We start from the raw sequence: 20798 nt of genomic DNA on the forward strand, positions 1-20798 counted from the left end.
CCCCGGGGGGCGCGCCTCTCCCGTGCTACTACCGGTCGAGCGGGCTTAGGGCTCGTGCTGCCCCACGGTGGCGTAGTAAACGTCCTCCTCCACCGTCCCGTTCAGGCCGCGGGTGTCCGCCCACACCAGGTCCACGTTGCCCCTGGCGTCGTTGATCACCCACATGTAGTCGCCGAGGAAGCCGGCCTGGACGGGGTTGTTGGCCGCCACCAGGTTCGGCATCGACGCCGTGGTGATGCGCTGGAACGTAGTGCCCCCCGCGGTCGGCGACAAGGGGGTCGCGATCTGCGCCAGCGTGATGTCGTTGCAGCCGGTGCTCTCGCAGCTCCCGTAGTGCCGGTCGTAGAAGCCCACGCTCACGGAGCTACCCGTCTTGGTCACCTGGCTCCACGACATGTACTGCGCCGTGTTGCCGAAGGGCGAGGTGATATTGAAGAGGGAGCTCCAGCCCACGCCTCCGCTCGTGGAGGACTTCATGAACACGTCCGTGTTGCACGGCGACGTGTGCACCCCCGGCGTGGTGAACCGGCAGTTCGAGCCGAGGTTCCGGCCGTCCGACCACACGAAGTACAACCGGCCAGCGGAATCGACGGAGACAGACCCGTAGGTCTCGTCCTGCACCCGGAACGTGTCCGGGGGCAGGCACTGACGGCCTCCGGCGGACGGGGTGCAACTGGCCGGGTCGGATGGCTGGAAGCCCTGGTCGTCGGTGATCTCGTAGGGCCCGGTCCAGTTCGAGATGCTCGAGCAGTCACCGGATCCGCTGATTGGCACAACCGGGCACTTGACGATCATCCACTGGTTCAAGCCCGCGGTGGGCGTGCTGCCGTTGAAGAACGACACGTAGACCGTGCCGTCGGGGCCGACGATCGGGTCCGAGCCCTGGTCGTTGTCGCAGGCGTTGGGGTTGGACTCGGCGCTGAACGCCGTGCAGAACGTGGAGTTGGCCCCGCTGATCTCGAGCGGCGCCGACCACGTCGCCCCACCGGTGGTGGACTGGCTGAAGAAGATGGGGCTGTCGAAGGACCCGGGGATACCGGTCGAGGAGCAGCCGACGGCCGCGCCGGCACGGAACAGCGTCCACGTCATGTAGACGTTGCCCGCCTTCGGGCCGCTGGTGCGCTGGTCCGCGATCACGTACTCCTTGTCGTCCGAGAAGCACGGGTCGTCGTGGCTGGCCACGACGCCATACGGGGAGTCGCGATAGGTCTGGAAGGGGTCAGGGAACGGCGAGTGGTAGAACTCGCCGTTGATCCCGGCGTTCGACTTCTCGACGAGGATCGCGGTGTCGGGCGAGTTGATGTCGAACAGCACGCCGCCGATGTACGCGTTCCCGGCGCCGTCGAACGCAGCCGTCGGGTCGCTGATCGCGTCGAACGTGTGCCCGTCACCGCCGATGAACTGGCGCCACGGCGGGATCTGGCTCCCCCACGTCTGGCCGTGGTTGAGCGTCCAGTCGTAGCCCGTCTGGTTGAACCCGACCGAGCTGTCGTTCTGTCCGACGATGTAGTTCAACGCGTTCGTGGGGTTGGCGGCGATGGTTTCTTCCGCTTGCCGCCTGCGCGAGCAGTCCTGGTTCACGCGGATGTTCGTGATCCCCGCACCGACGTAGGTGTTCTGACACCCCTGCGTGTTGTTCGTCGGGGGGAGTGCCGGGGCGCTCCCCGCCTTGTTCGAGGCCGCTGCGGCCCTCCGGTTCAGGACTCCCGCGGCGTCGAGGAGCGTGTACACGGTCCCCGACGACAGGTGTGCCCGCCAGGGCCACTTGGCCTGGCCGAGCTCGGCCCTCAGGGCCGCACGCAGGACCATGTTCTTGACGTGCGGGGCCTTTGCTCCTGTGCGTGCATTGGCCGAGAACAGCACGCCGGCGATCATTGCCGACGTTATCGCGAGCGCCACGACGAGGCGCACACGTGCTCGCATGCTCTTCCCCCTTCCTTAGGGTGACGCGATGGGATTCGGGCGGGAGCGTACCCTCCGCATCCCTTCCGGCGCAAGGGTTGACCCATGCGAAAACCCACGAAAAGGGACCAATCGGGCTGGAGTCGTCGCGACGCGCGGGCGCTGTTCCCGATGGGGCTCTGGTTGCCTCTCGGCTAGCCCAGCCCGAGGCCCTTCGCCACGTTCGTCCGCAGGATCTCGGTGGTGCCCTCGTACAGGCGCATGGCCCGGACGTCCCGGTACCATGACTCCAGCCCCAGCTCGGTCATGAAGCCGTTCCCGCCGTGCACCTGGATGGCCCGGTCCGCCACCCGCCCCACCATCTCGGTGGCCACGAGCTTGGCCAGGGCCGCTTCCTTGCGTCCGTCGGCTCCCTCGTCGATGGCGGTGGCCATCTTGTAGACGAGGAGCCGGGCCTGCTCGAGCTCGGCGTGGGAGTCGACGAGCATCCCCTGGACGTACTGGTTGTGGCCGATGGGGCGCCCGAACGCCTCCCGGGACTTCGCGTAGTCGAAGGACCGGTCCAGGAGGTTGCGGGCGATGCCCACCGCGCTCGCCGCGATCTGGAGCCGGGCCCCGTTGATGGCCTTCGCGGCGGAGTAGAACCCGAACCCCTCCTTGCCCAGGACGTTGGCCACGGGGACCTCGACGTCCGAGAACGTCAGCTCCGCCGGGTTCTGGAACGGGGACATGGTCCGCTGGATCCGGGTGACCTCGAACCCCGGGGTTCCCTTGTCCACGAAGAACGCCGTGATGCCGCCGCGAGCCCGCTTGTCCGGGTCCGTCAGCGCGAACACCAGGGCGAAGTCCGCCACCTCGCCGCCGGTGATGAAGTGCTTGCGGCCGGAGACGATCCAGGTGCCGTTGGTCCGGATCGCCTTGGTCTGGATGGCGGTCGCGTCGGAGCCGGCGCCGGGCTCTGTGAGGGCGAAGCAGGTGACCTTCTCGCCGCTCATCAGCGGCTCGAGGTAGCGCTCCCGCTGGTCCGGCGTGCAGTCCAGGTAGATCGGCGTGGGGCCCGTCACCACGGGGAAGATCGACTCGAACTGGGCCAGCAGCAGCCCGTGGCGGTAGGCCTCCTCGTGCAGCACCACCTGTCCGAGATACGAGAGACCCCCTCCCCCCACCTCCTCCGGCATGTGCAGCGTCCAGAACCCCAGCTCGGCGGAGCGCTTCCGGAGCTCCAGCCGTTCCTGCGTGGCGCCCTCGAACGTCCCGGTTTCCTGGATCTCCTGGCGGTGGAGCTCCTCCCGGGGGCGGATCTCTCGGTCGATGAAGTCCCGAAGGGTGCTCCGGAGCTCCAGGATCTCCTCGGGGATGTTCAGCAGGGGCACGGCGACCTCCTCCTCACTCCTCGGCTGGCGCCCGGACGGAACGTCACCGGGGCACAACCTACCGACGCGTAGGTTACCCGTCGGTAAGTCTACCCGCCACCGGGCCGGGCAGCGAAGCTTTCATCGGATCCGGGTGGGCCGCCACACCCGGCCGAGGGCGTAGATGAAGGCCGGTCCCGCCACCACCAGATACAGGAGGAAGTACTTCAATCCGGTGGCACCGAGCATCAACCCGAACACGTAGTAGTAGACCAGCCCGAGGGCGATGAGCAGCAGAAACGAGGTGCCGGCCCGACCAAACCAGCCCATGCTGGTGGGGCCGCCACGGGTCCGGGAGAACTCCGTCACGACCGGCTCCCTCGGCGGGCCCATCCCTCGAACCACGAGGCCCGGCCGGAAAGCTGGTCGGGGGTTTTCCGCCTGGACGGGCGCGAAGCACTGCGGGCACCAGTCGAGCTCCGGTGCCAGATGAGCTCCGCACGTGGCGCAGGCTTGCATCCCTTCCGTTGAATCGGCGTGGCAACGCCGGCGCTTTAGGCGGCGCGGCGCTACGCGACCGTGTGCAGGTCCCGCGGGGCCTCGTTGAGCCGGGTGGCCCCCTCCTCCGTCACCACCACGATGTCCTCGATCCGGACCCCGAACCGCCCCTCGAGGTAGAGGCCGGGCTCGATGGAGAAGCACATCCCCAGCCGCAGCGGCTCCCGGTTGCCGGCCACGATGTACGGGGGCTCGTGCTCCTCCAGGCCGATCCCGTGTCCGGTCCGGTGCACGAACCGGTCCCAGAACCCGGCGGTCTCGATGACCTCGCGGGCAGCGCGGTCGACGTCCTCGGCCGCCACGCCGGGGCGGACGGCCTGGAGCGCCCGCTCTTGGGCCTCCCGGACGACCTCGTACACGTCCAAGAACTCGGCCGGCGGTTCCCCGACGCAGACGGTGCGACTGATGTCGGAGCAGTAGCCACCCACGCGGCCCCCGAAGTCGAGCACCACGGGGTCGCCGGGCCGGATGGTCCGTTCGCCCGGCTCGTGATGGGGCGAGGCGCCGTTCGGGCCGGAGGCCACGATGGTGAAGGCCACGGAGTCGTGGCCCCGTTCCAGGAGGAGCCCGCCCAGGGACGCCGCCACCGCCGATTCCGTGTGGCCGGCGAAAGGGGTGCGGGCGATCATACCGAACGCCTCGTCGGCGCCCGCGGCGGCCCTGGCCAGCAGCTCGATCTCCTCGGGATCCTTCACCGCGCGCAGGCCGGGGACCGCTTGTGACGCCGGCACCAGCCGGGCGCCGGGCAGGGCGGCCTGGAGGCCCAGCACATGCACGGCCAAGGTCCGGTCGGTGACGGCGATTCCGCCCGCCGGGCCCACCACGCCGCGAACGACCTCGTACGGGTCCTGGCCGTCCCGCCACCCCACCAGCTCCACACGCGAACCGGCCGGGGAGGCCTGGGCTCGCGGCTTCTCCAGCTCTGGCACGACCAGCACCGGTTCTGCCCCGGGCCGCAGGAACAGACAGGTCAGCCGTTCCAGAGGCGGCGGGTCGTAGCCGGCCAGGTACACGAGGTCCGCCGAGGGCGTGACCAGCATCCCGCTCAGCCCGGCCGATCCGGCCTCGTCCGCGGCCCGGGCCATCCTCCGCGCGAAACGGTCGTCGTCGCTCATCGCATCGCCCTCACGTTCAGATCTTGAGCCGGATGGGCAGCCGCACGACCCCGAACGACGCCGGGGTGGCGCCCAGGACGATCCCGTCCGCCTCCACCGGCATCGGGCGTTCGGTCTCCACCCGGATGGTCTTCCCCTTCATCTCCACGATGTGCGGATGCGGGACCTGCTCGCCCCGGTACATCAACGGCAGCAGGGTGAAGTGGTCCGAACGCGGACCGGTCATCACCAGCACGTCCAGCAGGCCGTCGCCGGGCCAGGAGCGCGGCGACAGGCGGAGCCCGCCCGCCTCGAACTGGCAATTCCCCACCACGACGTTGGTGGCCGGCCCCTCCCATCCCTGCTCCCCCACCCGGACCTTGAACGTCTGGGGCCTGGTCCGCGCCAGGGTCAGCCAGAACGCCAGGAACCGGCGCCCCCGGCCCAGGAACCGGGGCAGGCGCTCCGTGCGGGCGTGCGTGGCCGCGCCGAACCCGGCCTGGGCCAGGTTCGGGAAGTACCGCGTGATCTCGGATCCGTCGGATGCGACGCAGGTCACCTTCCCCACGTCGATGGGGAACAGCCGGTCTCCGGCCATGCTGGCGGTGGCGCGCGTGGCGTCTCCGGGCAGCCCGAACGTGGTGACGAGGCCGCACTCGGCGCCGGCGGGGACCACGCCCAGCACCGCGTCCTCAGCGACGGCCCTGTCGTCCTGGATCATCCCGTTCACCACGTGATGGACCAGGTCGTCGCCGCCCACCGCGACGAGGAAGCGCTCCCCCGCCGCCAGGACGTCGCGAGCCACCTGCTTCGCATCCGATGCCTCGGCCACCTCCACCACCCGGTAGTCGAGGCCCTTGCTCCGGACCGTCCGCTCGACCTCGGGCATCTCGGCGGCCACGCGGCCCCGCCCCGCCGCGGGGTGCACGATCAGTACCAGCCGGCCGTAGGGACTCGCCACGGACGCCGATGGTAACGGCGGCGCGGACTCTGTAACGGACCGCGTGGCCTGGTGCATAGAGGAGCAGCGTGGGAATGCGATCGCTGATTCGTCGCCACCGGACAGTCGCCGCACTGGCTGGTCTGGTCGCGGCCGCCGGGCTGTCGTTCGGCCTGTACTGGTTCGCCCCGTGGAATCTATTCGTCGACAAGCGGGTCCTCGGCGACCAGGATTACCTCGTCCCGGCGGACATCGACCTCACCAAGTACCGAACCGCGGTGATCTGGTGCCGCCGGTTCAAGGTCGGCTTCGGCGTCGCCCCGATCGAGCCGGCCTGACACCGAGACCTACTTCGGCTTGTGTAGGATGCGCAGCCATGTCGCGCGGGCCCGCACGGGCCGCTCTCTTCCTGGCCCTGCTCACCGCCGGATGGTCCACGGTCTCTGGGGGCGCTCCCAGTGCAGCCAGCCCGAGGAGCGTCGATCAGCCCAAGAGCGACTTCAACGGAGACGGGTTCGCGGACCTCGCCATCGGGGCACCCGGCGATGAGGTCGACGACACCAACGGCTTCGCGGTCGGACAGGGCGTGGTCGTTGTCCTCTACGGGTCGCCGCGAGGACTCACCCCTGTAGGTCAGCAGCTGATCACCGAGGACTGGGTGTCAGGCATCTACGGCGGAGGCTACTTTGGAAGTGAGCTTGCGGCCGGCGACTTCGACGGCGACGGATTCGCCGACCTGGCGATCGGAGACCTCTGGACCCACATCAACGAGGGGGCCTTCTACATCCTCTACGGATCCCCCCGGGGCCTCACCAGGGCGGGGAGTCAGGTATGGGACTTCGCTTCGCCCGGGATCAAGGGGAAGCCCTCGATCGGCGAGGACCTGGGGAGCCGCCTCGTCGCCGCGAACTTCGGTCGAGGGGCCGGAGGACGACCTCGCCGTCTCTGCCCCGAAGAAGGGGGCCGGCCGCGGAATGGTCCTCGTCCTCTATGGCTCCCCCGCCGGCCTCTCCGCAGCTGGCAACCAGCTGTGGAGCCTCGACAGTCCGGGCGTGAAAGGTGGCGCCAGGTACAGCGTCAGCTTCGGCGAGAGCCTGGCGGCCGGCAACTTCGGCCGCGGCCATTACGACGACTTGGCGATTGGTTGGTCCAAGCGCATCGACGGATACGCGAACAGCGGCGCGGTCAGCGTGCTCTACGGCTCGCCATCCGGCCTCACTGGCGCACAGAGCCAACTGTGGACCCAGGTCTCACCGGGGCTACGGGGCCGACCGGGGATCGCGTTCGACTTCGGTGCTGGGCTGGCGGGAGGCAATTTCGGCCGTGGGCACCTCGACGACCTCGCGATTAGCGCGGCCGGCGAGACGGTCGGCGGGAAGCGGTACGCCGGCGCCCTGTACGTCCTCTATGGCTCGGCATCGGGCCTGACCGCGACCCACGCGCAGCGATGGACGCAGAGCTCACCGTTCGTCGCCGGAACGCCCATGAAGGAAGGTTGGTTCGCAGCTGCCCTCGTGGCGGCGAACCTCGGGCGAGGACCCCAGGACGATCTCGCTGTGGGCGAGTCGTTCGCGACCGTCGGCCGGTACCGTCGGGCAGGTGAGTTCCACGTCTTCTTCGGCACTCCGACCGGCCTCCGGGCGAAGGGCGGCCAGCTGTGGACGCTGAACACGCCCGGGGTGCACGGACGAGCACGAGCGAAGCGCGGGTTCGGAGACGTGGGTTGCGCCGCCCACTTCGGGCGCGGACGCTGGGCCGACCTCGTGGAGACGGAGGACGACCAGCCGCCCCACAACTCCTACGGGCCCGGGGCCGTCCAGGTGCTGTACGGGTCACCTCGAGGCCTCACCGGGGTAGGCGTCCAGCGATGGCGAGAGGGCGAGCACGGTATCCCCGGGACCCGAACCGCTTACGACCTCTTCGGACACGTCGCGTGCGGTTGAACGTCTCCGCCTACAGCCCCGTGTAGCTGACGACGCCTCGGTTCACTGCCTGGTGGGCCTGTCGGGCCACCGAGGCCACCTCCGCGGGGGCGACCTCGGAGATCTGGCGGATCAGGTCCACCAGCATCTTGCAGCTCCGGACGAAGTCGCCGGGAGCCATGCCGGTCTCCCCCAGGACGGCGTCCAGGGCCTTCCCGTCGGCCCAGTGGAACACCGCTGTCGCGAACCCGGGGTCGAGCTCCCGGCATAGCTCCACCTGGCGCTCCTCCTCGGCCGCGCGGATGCGCCGCCACACCTGCATCAGCCCCCGGTAGCTCTCCCCCACCGCGGCCGTGGGCATCTCGCCGACCGCCCGCGGGACCCGCTCACGGGACTCGTACACCACGGTTGACGCCAGCGCGGCGACCTCCGGCGGCGACAATCCCGCGAACAGCCCCGCGCCGAGTGCCTCCGAGACGAGGATGTCGCCCTCGCCGTAGATCCTGGCCAGGGCCTCGCCCTTCGAAAGCAGGTCGAACCCCCGCACGTACCCGAGGTCCTGGAGCACCGCGAGGACCCGGTCGAACTGCCAGGCCAGGGTCTCGGTCCGGGCCCGGATGCGCCGGTCCACTGTCCGGATCTGCTGCTCCAGCTTGGTCGCTCGAGCCGCCCACCGCTCGTGGTGGGCCCGGTCCGGGCACGCATGGCAGGGGTGCTGGCGGGCCCGTTCCTCCAGGGCCGCCGCCTTCGCCTCGACCGCGGGCTCGGACCGGCCGGGCCGACGACGGAGGGGCCGGACGTCGATGGCCACCAGCCTGGCAGCCAGGTCCCGCCGGTACCGCGCGCTCCGGGCGCTGCCGGTCCGGGGAAGCTGGATCCGCGTGACCACCTCGGGCACCTCGTCGAAGTCAGACGGCGACAGGCGGAAGACCTTCCGGTCCTGGGCCAGGACGGTGGGACGGCCCTCCCGGCTCGACAGCACCACGGCGAGCCCCCGGCGGCGGGCCCGAGGGACGAACACCACGTCGCCGGGCTTCAGCGCCCCCAGGCCCTCCCGCACGGCATCCGACCTGGCCCGGTCCCGGCCCTTGCGGGCCTCGTCCCGGACCGCCTCTGCCCGCGTTCGCAGGGCCCAGTACTCGGCGAAGTCCCCGAGGTGGCAGGCCATCTGCTCCCGGTATCCGGCGAGGTAGGCCTTGTCTCGTTCCAGTTGCCGCTCCAGCGCCACCACCGCCCGGTCCGCCAGGAACTGGCCGAACGACGAGTTCAGCAGGTGGTGGGTCTCCTCCCGCGTGTAGCCGCGGACCAGGTTCACCGCCATGTTGTAGGAGGGACGGAAGCTCGAGGTCAGCTCGTAGGTGCGCGTCGTGGCGAGCGAGGCCACCCGATCGAAGGGCACCTGCTTCTGGTACAGGACCACCGCGTGGCCCAGCTCGTCGATGCCCCGGCGTCCGGCCCGCCCGGTGAGCTGCGTGTACTCGCCGGGCGTGAGCAGCTCGTGCCGTTCCCCCTGGAACTTCCACATGTCCTCGATCACCACGGTCTTGGCGGGCATGTTGATGCCGAGGGACAGGGTCTCGGTGGCGAACACCACCTGCACCAGCCCTCCCTTGAACAGCTCCTCCACGGTCTCCTTGAACAGCGGGAGCATCCCGGCGTGGTGCGCGGCGATCCCCGCGGCCAGCGCTTCCCGGAACTCGTAGAAGCCCAGCGTGACCAGGTCCTCCTCCGCCATCCACGCGGCCCGCATCTCCGCGAACTCGCGGATCCGTTCCTCCTCGGCGGGGGTGGTGAGGCGGATGCCCGACGACATCAGGAACTGGACGCTCCGGTCGCAGCCCGCCCGGCTGAACACGAAATAGATGGCGGGGAGCATCCCTTCCTGCGCCAGGACCTCGACCACGTCCTCCCGGCGGGGTACGAAGAAGCGGCGGTGGCCCTCCCGGGGACGGGACCGCCGGTGGAGCTGCGGGTTCCCGCTGGAGCGGCGGTAGTGCGTGTTCACCCGCAGCTCGCGCTGCTCCAGCGACACGATGTACGGGTTCGGGACGAGCGCCCCGCCCACGTCGGCGTGCATGGGATGCAGCTCGTGGCCGATCAGGTAGTGGTGCTCGAGCGGGACCGGGCGGCGTTCCTCGATCACCACCCGGGTGGGACCGCGGAGGGTGCCGATCCACTCCCCGAACTGCTCGGCGTTCGACACCGTGGCCGACAGGCACACCACCGAGACCGTGAGCGGGAGGTGGATCAGGACCTCCTCCCACACGGCGCCGCGGTAGGGGTCCTGGAGGTAGTGCACCTCGTCCATCACCACGTGCTGGAGCCCCTCCAAGGTGGAGCTCTGCTCGTAGAGCATGTTCCGCAGGACCTCGGTGGTCATGACCACCACCGGCGCCTCGGAGTTGATGGAGTTGTCCCCGGTCAGGAGTCCAACCCGGGCCGCGCCGTACCGGGCCACGAAGTCGCCGAACTTCTGGTTCGACAGGGCCTTGAGGGGCGTGGTGTAGAAGGCCTTGCGGCCGCTCGTGAGCGCGCGCTCCACGGCGTACTCCGCCACGACCGTCTTGCCGGAGCCGGTGGGCGCGGCGACCAGCACCGACTCCCCCTCGTCGAGCGCGCCCATCGCTTCCAGCTGGAACTCGTCCAGCGGAAAGGGGTAGTAGGACTGAAATCGCTCGAGGTCGGCCACGAACCCAGTCTACGGGCGGGGCTGCTGCCAGCCTTTCATTAGTAGGTGCACTGGATGGTGGCCCGGACCCATCTCTCGGGGACCACCTCGAATCCGGCGGGCCGCGGACAGGCGATGGGCGTCACGTTGATCGACGACGTGGTCGACACGAGCGAGAGTCGGTATGCGCCTGGGGGCAACGGGATGACGAAGCTCCCTTGTTCGGATGCCCTTCCCGAGGCCACCACCTGGTCGCCGAAGACGAGGAGGACCTCGACGCGCCCACCCAGGCCGACCGCGGGGTGCGGACAGATACATGGGGGCACCGCCCCGATCCCCCCCCACACCCCACTGTCGCCGGCGGAAGAGGGGCGACCGTCCGTGGAGAAGAAGACCTGAGGCGAAGTGCGTGGATCCGGGTGGCACGCCATCAGGACCACCAGCACCGCGGCCAACGTGAGCCTGCCCGGAGTCCGCCAGCGTGGGACCTCCATTTCTCATCAACCCTCGGCTGGGCTGATCCGGGCGACTCGGTTGGACTCGGACAGCGCAACCCACAATGAACCGTGCGCGAACGCGGCCAGCTTGGCCTGGTGGCCCAGGATCGTCGTGGCGAGTGGCGCGCCGGAGTTCGGGTCCAGCTTCCAGAAGCTCCCTGGCTCGTCCGCCGTCAGCCACAGGGCACCGCGCGCGACGACGAGCCCATTGGCCCCCGGGCTCATCGGGACCGTGTCAGTGACCCGGAGGTGCGTGGGGTCGATCCTGGCCACGGCCCCCTGGAAGTACAGGGCCACCCACAGCGCTCCTCCGGCAGCCGCGGTCGCCAGCGGGCCGCCGCCGGTCTCCACGGTCCCGGTCACCTTGCTCGTCGTCGGATCGATCCGGACCACGGTTCCCGCTTCCGGACAGGAGACCCACACCGCTCCGAGGGCGAAGGTCACCTCACTGGGATCCCCGGCCACGCGGATGGGCCGACCGACAACGCGGCTCGTCGCCGGGTCGATCCGGGCCACGGTGCCGTCGAGCGCGTTGGCCACCCACACGCTCCCCGCCCCTACCGCCAGGCCATCGGGCTCCAGCCCGGTCTGGATCGTCGCCACCACCCGGTTCGTCCCGGGATCGATCCGGGAGACGGTGTTCTCGTGGTAGTTGCTGACCCACAGCGACCCGAACCCGAACGCCATCCGAACCGGCCCCTCGCCGGTGCGGATGGTGGCGGTCACCTCGCTGGTGGCCGGGTCGATCCGGGAAACCGTGGTGCCCTCGAAGTGGGCGACCCAGATCGAGCCGGCCGCCGCGAGGAGCCCGTCGGGCCCCTTCCCCACCCTCACCACCTCCTCGACGTTCCCGGCATCGGGCAGCGCGGGTGTCGGGGCCGGCCCTGGCGGCGAGCTGATGGCCGGACTCGGGGTGGGCGCGCCGGTGGGGCCCCCGGGCCCAGCCGGGCTCCCGGCACCGCTACAGGCAGCGAACAGCGCAACCGCGGCCACGGCGGCCACGATGGACCGAGCGCTCAAGCTCCCCTCTCTTCGAGGCAGGTTCCCACCCGGTGATACGCCGCGGCCTCGGCTCTGGGATCGCGGTTACTTCCTCGGGGAGCCGCGGCCAAATCCGGCCCCCGGTGCTGGCCTCTACGCGCCTACGCGAGCCCGCAGCGCCGGAGGTGCTCCTCCAGCAGCCGGGTGAACTCCTCGGGGGCCTCGAGGTTGGACAGGTGGCCGGCGCCCTCGATGACCTCCAGTCGGGCGTCCGGCACGGCGTCGGCCATCGGCGTGGTGGCGTCGGCCGGGATCAGCGTGTCCCCCGTGGAGGTCACCACCAGGGTCGGCACGTCGATGCCGGCGAGGTCGGGGGTGGAATCCGGCCGCTCGGCCATCCCCAGCGAGGCCGCGGCGATGGCGTCGGCCGGCTGCGCCGCGATGATCCCTTTGACCCGATCCCACAGCTCATCCGGGGCACTCGCCGACAGCAGCGGCGGCGGCTGCTCGACCAGGAACCCGTTCCCTTCGGAGCGCAGCCGCTCCGCCAGGGCCCGGCGCCGCTCGGCGCCCGCCTCGTCGTCGGCCCCGGCCCGAGTGTTGGCGAACACGAACCCCGCCACCCGGTCCCGGGCCGAGCGCCACAGCTCCAGGGCCACGTACCCGCCCATGGACAGCCCGCACACCACCGCCCGGTCCAGCCCGGCCTCGTCGAGCGCCTCCACCGCCCGGCGGGCGGCGGCGGCCATGGTCATCACGTCTCCGGCCGGCGGCGTCCCGCCGAACCCCGGGAGATTCGGCACCACCATCGAAACCGAGACGCGCAGCGCGGACACCTGCGGCTCCCACATCGACGCGTCGAGCGGGAACGCGTGCACCAGCAGCAGTCCGTCCGTCACGCCGGCGATCCCTTCGGGACGACCACGCGCAGCGAGGACGGCAGCACCTCGAACGCCGCCGGCAGCGGCAGGGACTGCTCGCCGTCTGCATAGATGTGGAAGTGCCGGTCGGCGGCGATCTCCACTCGGCTGCCCCGCAGCATGGTGACCTTGGGGTGGGTGGTGTGGGTCCCCCGGAACACCCGGGGGAAGTTCCGGACGAACTCGCCCCGCCGCATGGCCCCCACCACGCACACCTCGAGCAGCCCGTCGGTGAGGGAGGCATCCGGGCACACCTTCATCCCCCCGCCGTAGGACCGCCCGTTTCCCACCGCCACCAGCATCCCGGACAGCGAGTGGTGCTTGCCATCGACGGTGACCTCGAACTGGGCCGGCTGGTACCGGCGGAGCGTGCTGAACACCGCCGCCACGTACTTGGCCGTCCCCTGCACTCGGGTCTTCATCCGGTTGGCCGTCTCGTTGACCTCCGAGTCGAACCCGGCCCCGGCCACGTTGATGAAGTGCGTCTCACCGGACGCGCCGCTGATCCGCACGGCGTCGATGTCCCGGATCTCCGGGTCTACCAGCGACGGTAGGACGCTGAGGGGCTTTCCCCGCTTGAACCCCAGGAACCCGGCGAAGTCGTTGCCGGTTCCCGCGGGGATGACCGCGAGGGCAGTGCGCATCCCGATCAAAGCGGACCCGACCATGCCGGCCATGCCGTCCCCGCCCACCGCGGCCACGATCTCGGCGCCGTCCTCGGCGGCCTGGCGGGCGATGCGCGGCGGGTCCAGCGGCGACTCCGACAGGACGATCTCGTGCTCGACGCCCAGGGCGGTGAGCGCTTGCCGCACCTCGGGGACCAGGCGTCCCCCCCGTCCCCGCCCGGACGTCGGGTTCACCACCACGATCACGGGAGCGGTCACGCGATCACCTGTCCGTCAGCCGGTGGGAGAGCTGGAGGCCCTGGGCTTCGGGGAACCAGAGCCCTTCGGCTTGGGCTTCGGCGACGGGTGGCCCGAGGCCTTCGCGCTGGGCGACGCGCTCGGCGTCCCCGTCGCCCCGGTGGGCCCGGTCAGACCGGTGGGCGGCTGCGGCGCCGGCGGCGGGACCGGCTGCGTCGGAACCCCCAGGGTCGTCCGGAGGTTGTTGATCTTCTGGATGCCGTCCTGGAACAGGGTGGCCCCCACCGGCAGCAGGCCCTGCGCCTGGGTCACCAGCGCCGTCCGCGTGTCCCCGGTGGCCTGGGCAGCCTCCTTCATCATCTGCGCGAGCTGCTGATAGAGCTTGAGGGACTGCCCCAGGAAGCTCTGGGCGTCGACGAGGTCCAGGAGGTCCGGATGGCCCGAGATCTCGTCGGCGACCGGGATCTGGTTGATGGCGTTGTACGCGGCCAGGGCGAGCTTCCCGTTCGAGTTCGCCGTGGTGACGAGCTGCGAGGTCTGCACGGTGTTTCCGCTCTGGAGCTGCGTGAAGCCCTGGGTCAGGTCGGGGAACGGGACGAAGGAGTCCTGGAAGGCCTGGGAAACCGGGGTGATGGCCTGGGTCACCGTGCTGGAGAACTGGAGCACGATGGTTCGCTCCTGGTCCTTGCGCTGGACCACGAGGGCTCGCGCCTTGTCCTTGCGGTCGTTGGACGCCTTGATCAGGAAGACGGTCATCAGGCCGATGGCCAGGCCCACCACCAGCACCGCGGCCACCGTGACCTGGAGCCACCGGCGCCGGTACAGCGCCTTGGGCGGCTCCACGTACATCGCCTTCGGGCCGCCCGTCACGGTGCGGCGCCTGGACTTGCCCTTTCCCTTGATCGCCATGAAGCAGGTACTCCCCCGGGTGTGCGGACTACGCGGACACGCAGCGCCTCTCGGCGCGAGCCCCTAAGGATAGCTTCCTCATCGCTTCATCAACCGGGCCACGAAGATGGCCACCTCGTAGAAGACGATCATCGGCACCATCATGGCGAGCTGGGTGTAGGGGTCCTGGCTCGGCGTGATCACCGCGGCGAACACGGTGATCGACAGGTACGCCATCCGCCGCCAGCCCCGGAGCCGCTGGGACGAGACCACCCGCACCCACGACAGGAAGATCAGTACCAGCGGGAACTCGAACGAGATCCCGAACGCGAGGACCAGGAGCAGGACGAAGCTGATGTATTTCGTGGCCGAGGGGAGCACCACGATCTGGGTTCCGGCGAACCCCAGCAGGAAGTGCAGGCCCTTCGGCAGCGTCAGGAAGGCAAAGAACCCGCCCAGGACGAACAGGACGAGCGAGGAGAGCACGAACGGGATGGCCAGGCGGCGCTCGCCCTTGGTCAGCCCGGGGGTCACGAACCGCCACAGCTGGAACAGCACGACCGGCAACGCGATGGCGAACCCGGTGAACACGGAGACCTTGAACCGCACCAGGAACGGCTCCAGCACGCTCTGGGCCACCACCTTGCCGCACGGGATGGGCGGCCGGTTGGCCACCGGGAGGGCCTCGCAGGCCTGCTTGTAGGAGTGGAGCAGGAACTTGAACACCGGCGGGAACAGCAGCCACCCGGCGATGGCCCCCAGGGCCACCGCGATCACCGAGATGAGCACGCGAGTCCGCAGCTCCTCCAGGTGCTGGATCACCGTCATGCCCCGCGAGGGGTCTCGACGGCGCACGCGTGGGATCAGCCGCATGTCCGCCGGTTCCTCGGAACGGACCTAGCCCTGGTCCGCGGGGGGCCCGGTTCCCGAGTCCTCAGGGCGGGTGAGCTCCTGGCGTGGGATGTCGTGGACCGGCATCTCGTCGGGATCGTCGGGCTCAGCCAGGCGGGCGGGCGGCCCCTCGCCGTTCGAGGAGGGCTCGTCGTCCAGGCTGGCCTCGAACGTCGAGCGGACCTCCTCGGTGGTGCGGCGGAACTCCCGGAGGGCCTTGCCGATCGAGCGCCCCACCTCGGGCAGCCGCTTCGGACCCACCACCAGCAGGGCCACGAGGAAGATCACGATGAGCTCCGCAGGGCCGATGTTGAACATGCGCTACCGCCGCCCGCCGCGCTTCTGGAAGGGGACCTCCTGGGCCTGGAGCCGCTCGGCCCGCTCCCGGGTCCGCTCCGCGTCGCGTTGCATCTCCAGGAGCACCGGCTGGACCTGGTCGTTGAACTCGGACACGGACTGGAACAGCCGCTTGAGCTGGCGGGCCAGTCCCACCAGCACGACGCTCAGCACGGCCATGGAGGCCAGGCCGACGGTCAGCCACACGACCACGGGGATGGACACGACTTCGAGGATACTCCGGCCTGGCGGCCTCGGCGGGGTGGGCGGGGTCGGCCTCGGCCAGTTCCGGCCGAGGAGGCGCTAGCGCTCGGTGGTCAGTTCCCGGAGGAACTGGTCGTCCTGGAGCAGGAAGTGCATCCGGATGACGTCGTCGATGGTGAACGGCGGCGGCTCGGGGCCGAGGCCGGCGATCGAGTCCGCCCCGTCCAGTCCCTCCATGCCGGCCGGAGGCTCGTCGTCCAGGTCGGCCGGCCGGCTCCCGCCGAAGTGGAGGTTGAGCTCGCTCTGGAGGCGGTGGGCGGCGTCGGAGACGTCGACCCCCGCCGACACCAGCAGCGCGACGATCTTGCGGTCCGCTCGCTTCTCGACGGAGCCGAGGCACTCGGGGCACACGAACCGGTAGGTCCCCTCGCTGCCTCCGCGACGCACGGACAGGAGGATCGATTCGGGCCCCATGTCCACTTCTCCGCACTCAGGGCAGGTCGTTCGGATCGTGGTCATTTCGATGCAAGTATCGGGCCCCGGATCGGGTGTCTTGATACGGACGGATGGCCCGTTGAGGGGGGTTCCTCCGGGCTACGACTTCTGGCCGTACAGGGCCAGTGCCCGCCGGGCGACGTCCCGAACGTTGTCCCGCAGCGCCGCCGGCTCCACCACGGTGGCCTCGCCCCCCAGGCGCACCACAAGCTTGGCCACCCACGCCAGGTGCCGCGTGGGGAGGGTCACCTCCACCGTCCCGTCATAGTGTTCGTTGATTGATTCCACGTCGTAGTACTCGGCCACCCATCGGGCCGGAGGCCGCAGGAGCAGTCGCACCCGGACGTCCTGGTCCGAGCGGGTGTACAGCGGGCGGCCCGCGCCGGCCAGGCCCCGCGGCTCGAACCGCTCGCCGGTCTCGCGGACCGTGTTGATGCGATCGGCCCGGAACATGCGCTCCCCGTCGGCCTGCCGGTCCCAGGCCACCACGTACCAGTTGCCGATGGCCGAGAAGACCTCCTCGGGGTCGATCTCGCGGACCGACGTGGCGTCCCGGGAGGCCGAGTAGTACTCGATCTCCAGGCGCCGGCGGTCCGCCGCCGCCCGACGGAGGGCCTCCAGGGTGTCGGCCGGACGCCCTCCCTCCGCGGCCTCCACCCGGCCGGCCAGGCGACCCAGCATCTCGGGCCCGAGCTCCGCCTCCAGCTTGGCCAGGGCCGATTCCAGCGGTTCGGCCTCCGGCAGCCCCGGCGTGCCCAGCAGGGCCTTCCCCTGGAGATAGAGCGCCAGGGCCTCGCTCCGCGACAGGCGAAGCGGGCGGGAGAAGTAGTCGGCCATGTCGATCCACACCCGCCCGTCCTCGACCTGCACCTCGATCAGGTCGCCGGGCCCGTACGGGGGGACTCCCGACACGAACAGCAGGTTCAGCTCGGACAGCAGCTCGTCCTCGGAGACGTGGAACATCCGGGCCAGCTCGGCCACCCGGGAGCCCGGGTGCCGGACGACGTATGGCACCCAGACCAGGAGGCGCCGGAGGCGCTCCGCCGCCTTACCCGCCGGCAACGACGGCCTCCAGCCGGCGGACGACCTCGTCCCGGAGCCGGCCCGGCGCGATGACCTTCGCGTCGGGGCCGAACGAGAGCAGGAACGACAGGAACTGGTCGGTCTCCGACGCCGGGACCTCCACCTCGGACCAGCCGTCCTTCCTGGTCCGAACGGCCGGTGCCCCCGGGAGCGCTCGCACCGCCCACCACGCCACCCGGGGAGAGAAGGCCACGCGGGCCCGTTCCTGGGGCTCGCCCGGCCCCCACGGCCCCAGCTTCAGCTGGGCGCGGGCATCGAACCCGTCCGGTGGCTCGGACCCTGGACCGGCGCCGGCCGGCTCCGACAGCATCCGCGACAGCCGGAAGGACCGGACCGCGTCGCGGTCGCGGTCCAGCCCCACCAGGTACCACTGGCCGGCCCGGGACACCAGGGCGTAAGGGTCCACGTGCCGCTGGCCCGGGTCGCCGGTCGCCGGCCGGTAGTCGAACCGAACGCTCCGGCGCCGGAGGGTGGCGTCCAGCACCGCACCCAGGCGGCCGCGGGGCACGTCCGGAGCGGCCGCCAGCGGATGGGCGGACGCGGCCGGGACCACACCTTCCTCCGCCCCCACCCGGAGCTTCAGCACCGCCTGCTCGGCCTCGTCGTCCGACCCCACGGCCTGCGCCGCCACGTACAGCGCGGAGAGCTCCTCCGGCGTGAACGTGATGGCCGGCACGTAGTAGCGGTCCTTGGGAATGGTGTAGCCCTCCTCGACCTCCCACACGTCGGTGTGGGAGAGCTCGACCGGCACGCCGAGGTCCCGAAGGACGTCCTTGTCCCGCTCGAACATGCGCTTCGCCGCGGCGTCGTCGTCCTGCGCGTACGCGGGGAGCTTCTCCCGGATCTGCGCGAACGTGAGCGGCCGCGGGGTGTCCAGCAGGAGGATGACGAGGTTCAGCAGCCGTTCCAGCGGGTGCATCCGCGGGGGATGATACCCGGGCCATGGTGCGCCTTCGGAGAGGAACGGTGCTCGCCGTGACCGCGGAACGGCCCGGCGCGGTCGAGCTGGAGGTGGAGGTGGAGGGCGACCGCGCTCCCGCGCTGGCCTACCCGGGGTTGACCGGTCCCGTTCGACCGGGCGACGTGGTCGTGCTGAACACCACCGCGGTGGCGCTCGGGCTCGGCACGGGTGGGTTCCACCTGGTGGTGGCGGTGGAGGGGGGCCCGGACGTCGATCCGTCTGGGCCCGGCCGGACCATGAAGGCCCGGTACACACCGCTGCAGGCGGCGGTGCGGACCGTGGAGGAAACCCACCGCGACGCCCTGGAGGCGTCGACCGGCCTGGACGGCACCCCCGTCGTGGTCGCGCCGTTGCACTCGATGGTGGCCCTGGTGGCGGCCGGGGCGAAGGCCTCGGGCGCTCGTCGGGTCGCCTACGTCATGACCGACGGCGCCGCGCTCCCGGGCGCGTTCTCCCGGCTGGTCCCGCGACTTCGGGAGGCGGGGCTGCTCGACGGCTTCGTCACGGCCGGCCAGGCGTTCGGGGGGGAGCTCGAGGCCGCGTCCGTGTGGACGGGACTGCTGGCCGCCGGCGAGGTGGTGGACGCCGACGTGATCGTCGCAGCCGACGGCCTCGGCAACCTGGGAACCGACACCCGGTGGGGCGTCTCGGCGCTGGGCGGAGGGAACACCCTGAACGCCGCCGCGACCCTCGGAGGGCGCCCGGTGGCGGCCCTCCGGATCAGCTTCGCCGACCCGCGCGAGCGCCACCGCGGCGTCTCCCACCACTCCCTCACCATCCTGTCCGAGGTCTGCCGTGTCCCCGCCAACGTGGCGGTGCCGCTGCTGGAAGGACCCGAACGCGAAGCGGTATGGGATGCCCTCCGCGCCGCCGGCCTGGAGGATCGCCACCAGCTGGTCGAGGTCTCCGGCCAGCCCGCCCTGGACGAGCTGGCCGGTCGCGGCGTCAAGGTCGACTCCATGGGACGCACCCCCACCGACGACCCGGCCTTCTTCCTCGCCGCCGGAGCCGCCGGTGTCCTGGCCGGCCGCATGGCCAAGGAGATGAAACGCTGGAGGGAATCCTGAGGACGGCCGGGCTCCCGCAGCGGGGGTTGGGTGGGGACTGGCCCCCGGAGGGAGCCCCGCCGGCCCCCAACCACTGGACCTACGCCGGGATGTGCTCGTGGCCCTCCTCGGATAGCCCCTCCGCGCCGGGGTCCGGAGCTGGAGGCTTCTGGGCGGCCGGCCGGGCGGTGACGATCAGGGCCACCGCCGCCAGGATGACCGCCCCCGCCAGCAGCGTGGTCCCGGTGACCGGCTCGGACAGCAACGCCCATCCCAGGAACACGGCCACCACCGGGTTCACGTACGCGTAGGTCGACACCAAGGAGATCCGCGCATTCTGCAGGAGCCACACGTACGCGCTGAACGCGATCAGCGACCCCGGCACGATGAGCCACACCAGCCCCAGGATGGACGGCAGCGAGATCTGGGATGGATGCAGATCGCCGAACTCGCCGGTCACCGCCCCCACCACCAGGGCGATCGCCCCGCCCGCCAGCATCTGCATGGCCGTCGAGACCAGCGCCCGCTTCGGCAGCGCCGCGCGCTTCGAGTACACCGACCCGGTTCCCCAGCACAGCGCCGCGACCACGACGGCCAGCATCCTCGCCAGGTTGAACGAACGCCCACCGCTTCCCACCCCGCCCACCAGCAGGAAGATCCCGCCGAAGCCGATCACCACCCCCAGCGCCTCGCGAGCCGTGATCCGCATGCCGAATCCCAACCGGCCCACGGCGACCATCCACAGCGGGACCGTGGCCACCAGCAGTGCGGCGATGCCGCTCGGGATGCGCTGCTCGGCCCACGACACCATGCCGTTGCCGCCGGCGCACAGCAGGCCCCCCACGATGGCGGCGGCCATCCACTGCCGGGCACCCAGACGGTCGGCCTCCCGGTCGCCCCGGGGGGCCGTCAGCGCGAACAGGATGCCGCCGGCCACCAGGTACCGGGCCGAGGCCATCAGGAACGGCGGGATGGTTCGCACCGCCTCGCGGATGGCCAGGTACGTCGAACCCCACACCACGTAGACGGTGATGAGCGCGGCCCACACCCGGGCCGGCGTGGCCTGGGACCGGGCGGCGCGGTCGGCCGCGGCCGCGGTGGTCCTGCCGGTCGGCCCTCTGGGCTCGCGGCCGGACTCCGTGCTCACCGCCACGAATCCCCCTCCCAACGGCTCCAGCCGGACACTCGGGTCGTCTG

Annotated in this window: 21 protein-coding genes; 3 read left to right on the top strand and 18 right to left on the bottom strand. The window is 70.9% G+C overall.

The window, feature by feature from the left end:
* Window positions 1-45 precede the first annotated feature (45 nt).
* From M3Q23_12430 to M3Q23_12450, 5 genes are all read right to left on the bottom strand, one after another.
* Window positions 46-1923, bottom strand: coding sequence for a hypothetical protein (locus tag M3Q23_12430; protein MDP9342871.1), 1878 nt, complete (start codon window positions 1921-1923; stop codon window positions 46-48).
* Window positions 1924-2096: 173 nt separating this feature from the next.
* On the bottom strand, window positions 2097-3275 hold the full coding sequence (locus M3Q23_12435) for an acyl-CoA dehydrogenase family protein (protein MDP9342872.1): 1179 nt from the start codon (window positions 3273-3275) through the stop codon (window positions 2097-2099).
* Window positions 3276-3395: 120 nt separating this feature from the next.
* Window positions 3396-3623, bottom strand: a complete 228-nt coding sequence (locus M3Q23_12440; GenBank protein MDP9342873.1) for a hypothetical protein — start codon at window positions 3621-3623, stop codon at window positions 3396-3398.
* A gap of 200 nt (window positions 3624-3823) precedes the next feature.
* Window positions 3824-4927 (bottom strand): Xaa-Pro peptidase family protein, encoded by a 1104-nt coding sequence (locus tag M3Q23_12445; protein MDP9342874.1) that lies wholly within the window; start codon window positions 4925-4927, stop codon window positions 3824-3826.
* Window positions 4928-4943: 16 nt separating this feature from the next.
* The gene (locus tag M3Q23_12450; GenBank protein ID MDP9342875.1) at window positions 4944-5867 is read right to left on the bottom strand and encodes a hypothetical protein; all 924 of its coding nucleotides are present in this window, start codon (window positions 5865-5867) and stop codon (window positions 4944-4946) included.
* Window positions 5868-5941: 74 nt separating this feature from the next.
* On the opposite strand from M3Q23_12450, the gene M3Q23_12455 reads away from it, so the two are divergent.
* Window positions 5942-6184 carry a DM13 domain-containing protein gene (locus tag M3Q23_12455; GenBank protein MDP9342876.1) on the top strand — a complete coding sequence of 81 codons (243 nt, stop codon included), beginning with the start codon at window positions 5942-5944 and terminating at the stop codon, window positions 6182-6184.
* A gap of 714 nt (window positions 6185-6898) precedes the next feature.
* Window positions 6899-7789: a hypothetical protein gene (locus M3Q23_12460; protein MDP9342877.1), complete on the top strand. Its 891-nt coding sequence runs from the start codon at window positions 6899-6901 to the stop codon at window positions 7787-7789.
* Between the two features lie 10 nt (window positions 7790-7799).
* On the opposite strand, the gene M3Q23_12465 is transcribed toward M3Q23_12460, so the two are convergent.
* The 12 genes from M3Q23_12465 to M3Q23_12520 form a co-directional block, all read right to left on the bottom strand.
* Complete coding sequence (locus M3Q23_12465) at window positions 7800-10457, bottom strand: DEAD/DEAH box helicase (protein MDP9342878.1); 2658 nt, start codon at window positions 10455-10457, stop codon at window positions 7800-7802.
* A gap of 38 nt (window positions 10458-10495) precedes the next feature.
* Window positions 10496-10930, bottom strand: a complete 435-nt coding sequence (locus tag M3Q23_12470) for a hypothetical protein (protein MDP9342879.1) — start codon at window positions 10928-10930, stop codon at window positions 10496-10498.
* A 6-nt stretch (window positions 10931-10936) separates the two neighbouring features.
* A complete protein-coding gene (locus M3Q23_12475) occupies window positions 10937-11953 on the bottom strand; it encodes a hypothetical protein (protein ID MDP9342880.1) in 1017 nt (338 codons plus the stop codon).
* Between the two features lie 122 nt (window positions 11954-12075).
* On the bottom strand, window positions 12076-12813 hold the full coding sequence (locus tag M3Q23_12480) for an alpha/beta hydrolase (GenBank protein MDP9342881.1): 738 nt from the start codon (window positions 12811-12813) through the stop codon (window positions 12076-12078).
* Window positions 12810-13718, bottom strand: coding sequence for a diacylglycerol kinase family lipid kinase (locus tag M3Q23_12485; GenBank protein MDP9342882.1), 909 nt, complete (start codon window positions 13716-13718; stop codon window positions 12810-12812). Before M3Q23_12485 ends, M3Q23_12480 begins: the two co-directional genes overlap by 4 nt.
* A gap of 15 nt (window positions 13719-13733) precedes the next feature.
* On the bottom strand, window positions 13734-14606 hold the full coding sequence (locus tag M3Q23_12490; GenBank protein MDP9342883.1) for a hypothetical protein: 873 nt from the start codon (window positions 14604-14606) through the stop codon (window positions 13734-13736).
* 78 nt (window positions 14607-14684) lie between these two features.
* Window positions 14685-15458, bottom strand: a complete 774-nt coding sequence (tatC, locus tag M3Q23_12495; GenBank protein ID MDP9342884.1) for a twin-arginine translocase subunit TatC — start codon at window positions 15456-15458, stop codon at window positions 14685-14687.
* A 24-nt stretch (window positions 15459-15482) separates the two neighbouring features.
* On the bottom strand, window positions 15483-15794 hold the full coding sequence (locus M3Q23_12500) for a twin-arginine translocase TatA/TatE family subunit (protein MDP9342885.1): 312 nt from the start codon (window positions 15792-15794) through the stop codon (window positions 15483-15485).
* A gap of 3 nt (window positions 15795-15797) precedes the next feature.
* On the bottom strand, window positions 15798-16037 hold the full coding sequence (locus M3Q23_12505; protein ID MDP9342886.1) for a hypothetical protein: 240 nt from the start codon (window positions 16035-16037) through the stop codon (window positions 15798-15800).
* Between the two features lie 78 nt (window positions 16038-16115).
* A complete protein-coding gene (locus M3Q23_12510) occupies window positions 16116-16490 on the bottom strand; it encodes a hypothetical protein (GenBank protein ID MDP9342887.1) in 375 nt (124 codons plus the stop codon).
* A gap of 120 nt (window positions 16491-16610) precedes the next feature.
* Window positions 16611-17573: a WYL domain-containing protein gene (locus M3Q23_12515; GenBank protein ID MDP9342888.1), complete on the bottom strand. Its 963-nt coding sequence runs from the start codon at window positions 17571-17573 to the stop codon at window positions 16611-16613.
* A complete protein-coding gene (locus M3Q23_12520; protein MDP9342889.1) occupies window positions 17560-18513 on the bottom strand; it encodes a WYL domain-containing protein in 954 nt (317 codons plus the stop codon). The genes M3Q23_12515 and M3Q23_12520 overlap by 14 nt, the downstream gene beginning before the upstream one ends.
* 23 nt (window positions 18514-18536) lie before the next feature.
* On the opposite strand from M3Q23_12520, the gene M3Q23_12525 reads away from it, so the two are divergent.
* Entirely contained in the window at window positions 18537-19622 is a 1086-nt protein-coding gene (locus tag M3Q23_12525) for a DUF3866 family protein (GenBank protein ID MDP9342890.1), read from the top strand.
* Between the two features lie 79 nt (window positions 19623-19701).
* On the opposite strand, the gene M3Q23_12530 is transcribed toward M3Q23_12525, so the two are convergent.
* The gene (locus M3Q23_12530; GenBank protein ID MDP9342891.1) at window positions 19702-20748 is read right to left on the bottom strand and encodes an EamA family transporter; all 1047 of its coding nucleotides are present in this window, start codon (window positions 20746-20748) and stop codon (window positions 19702-19704) included.
* Window positions 20749-20798 lie beyond the last annotated feature (50 nt).

The organism is Actinomycetota bacterium (assembly GCA_030774015.1).
Classification (GTDB): Bacteria; Actinomycetota; UBA4738; order UBA4738; family JACQTL01; genus JALYLZ01.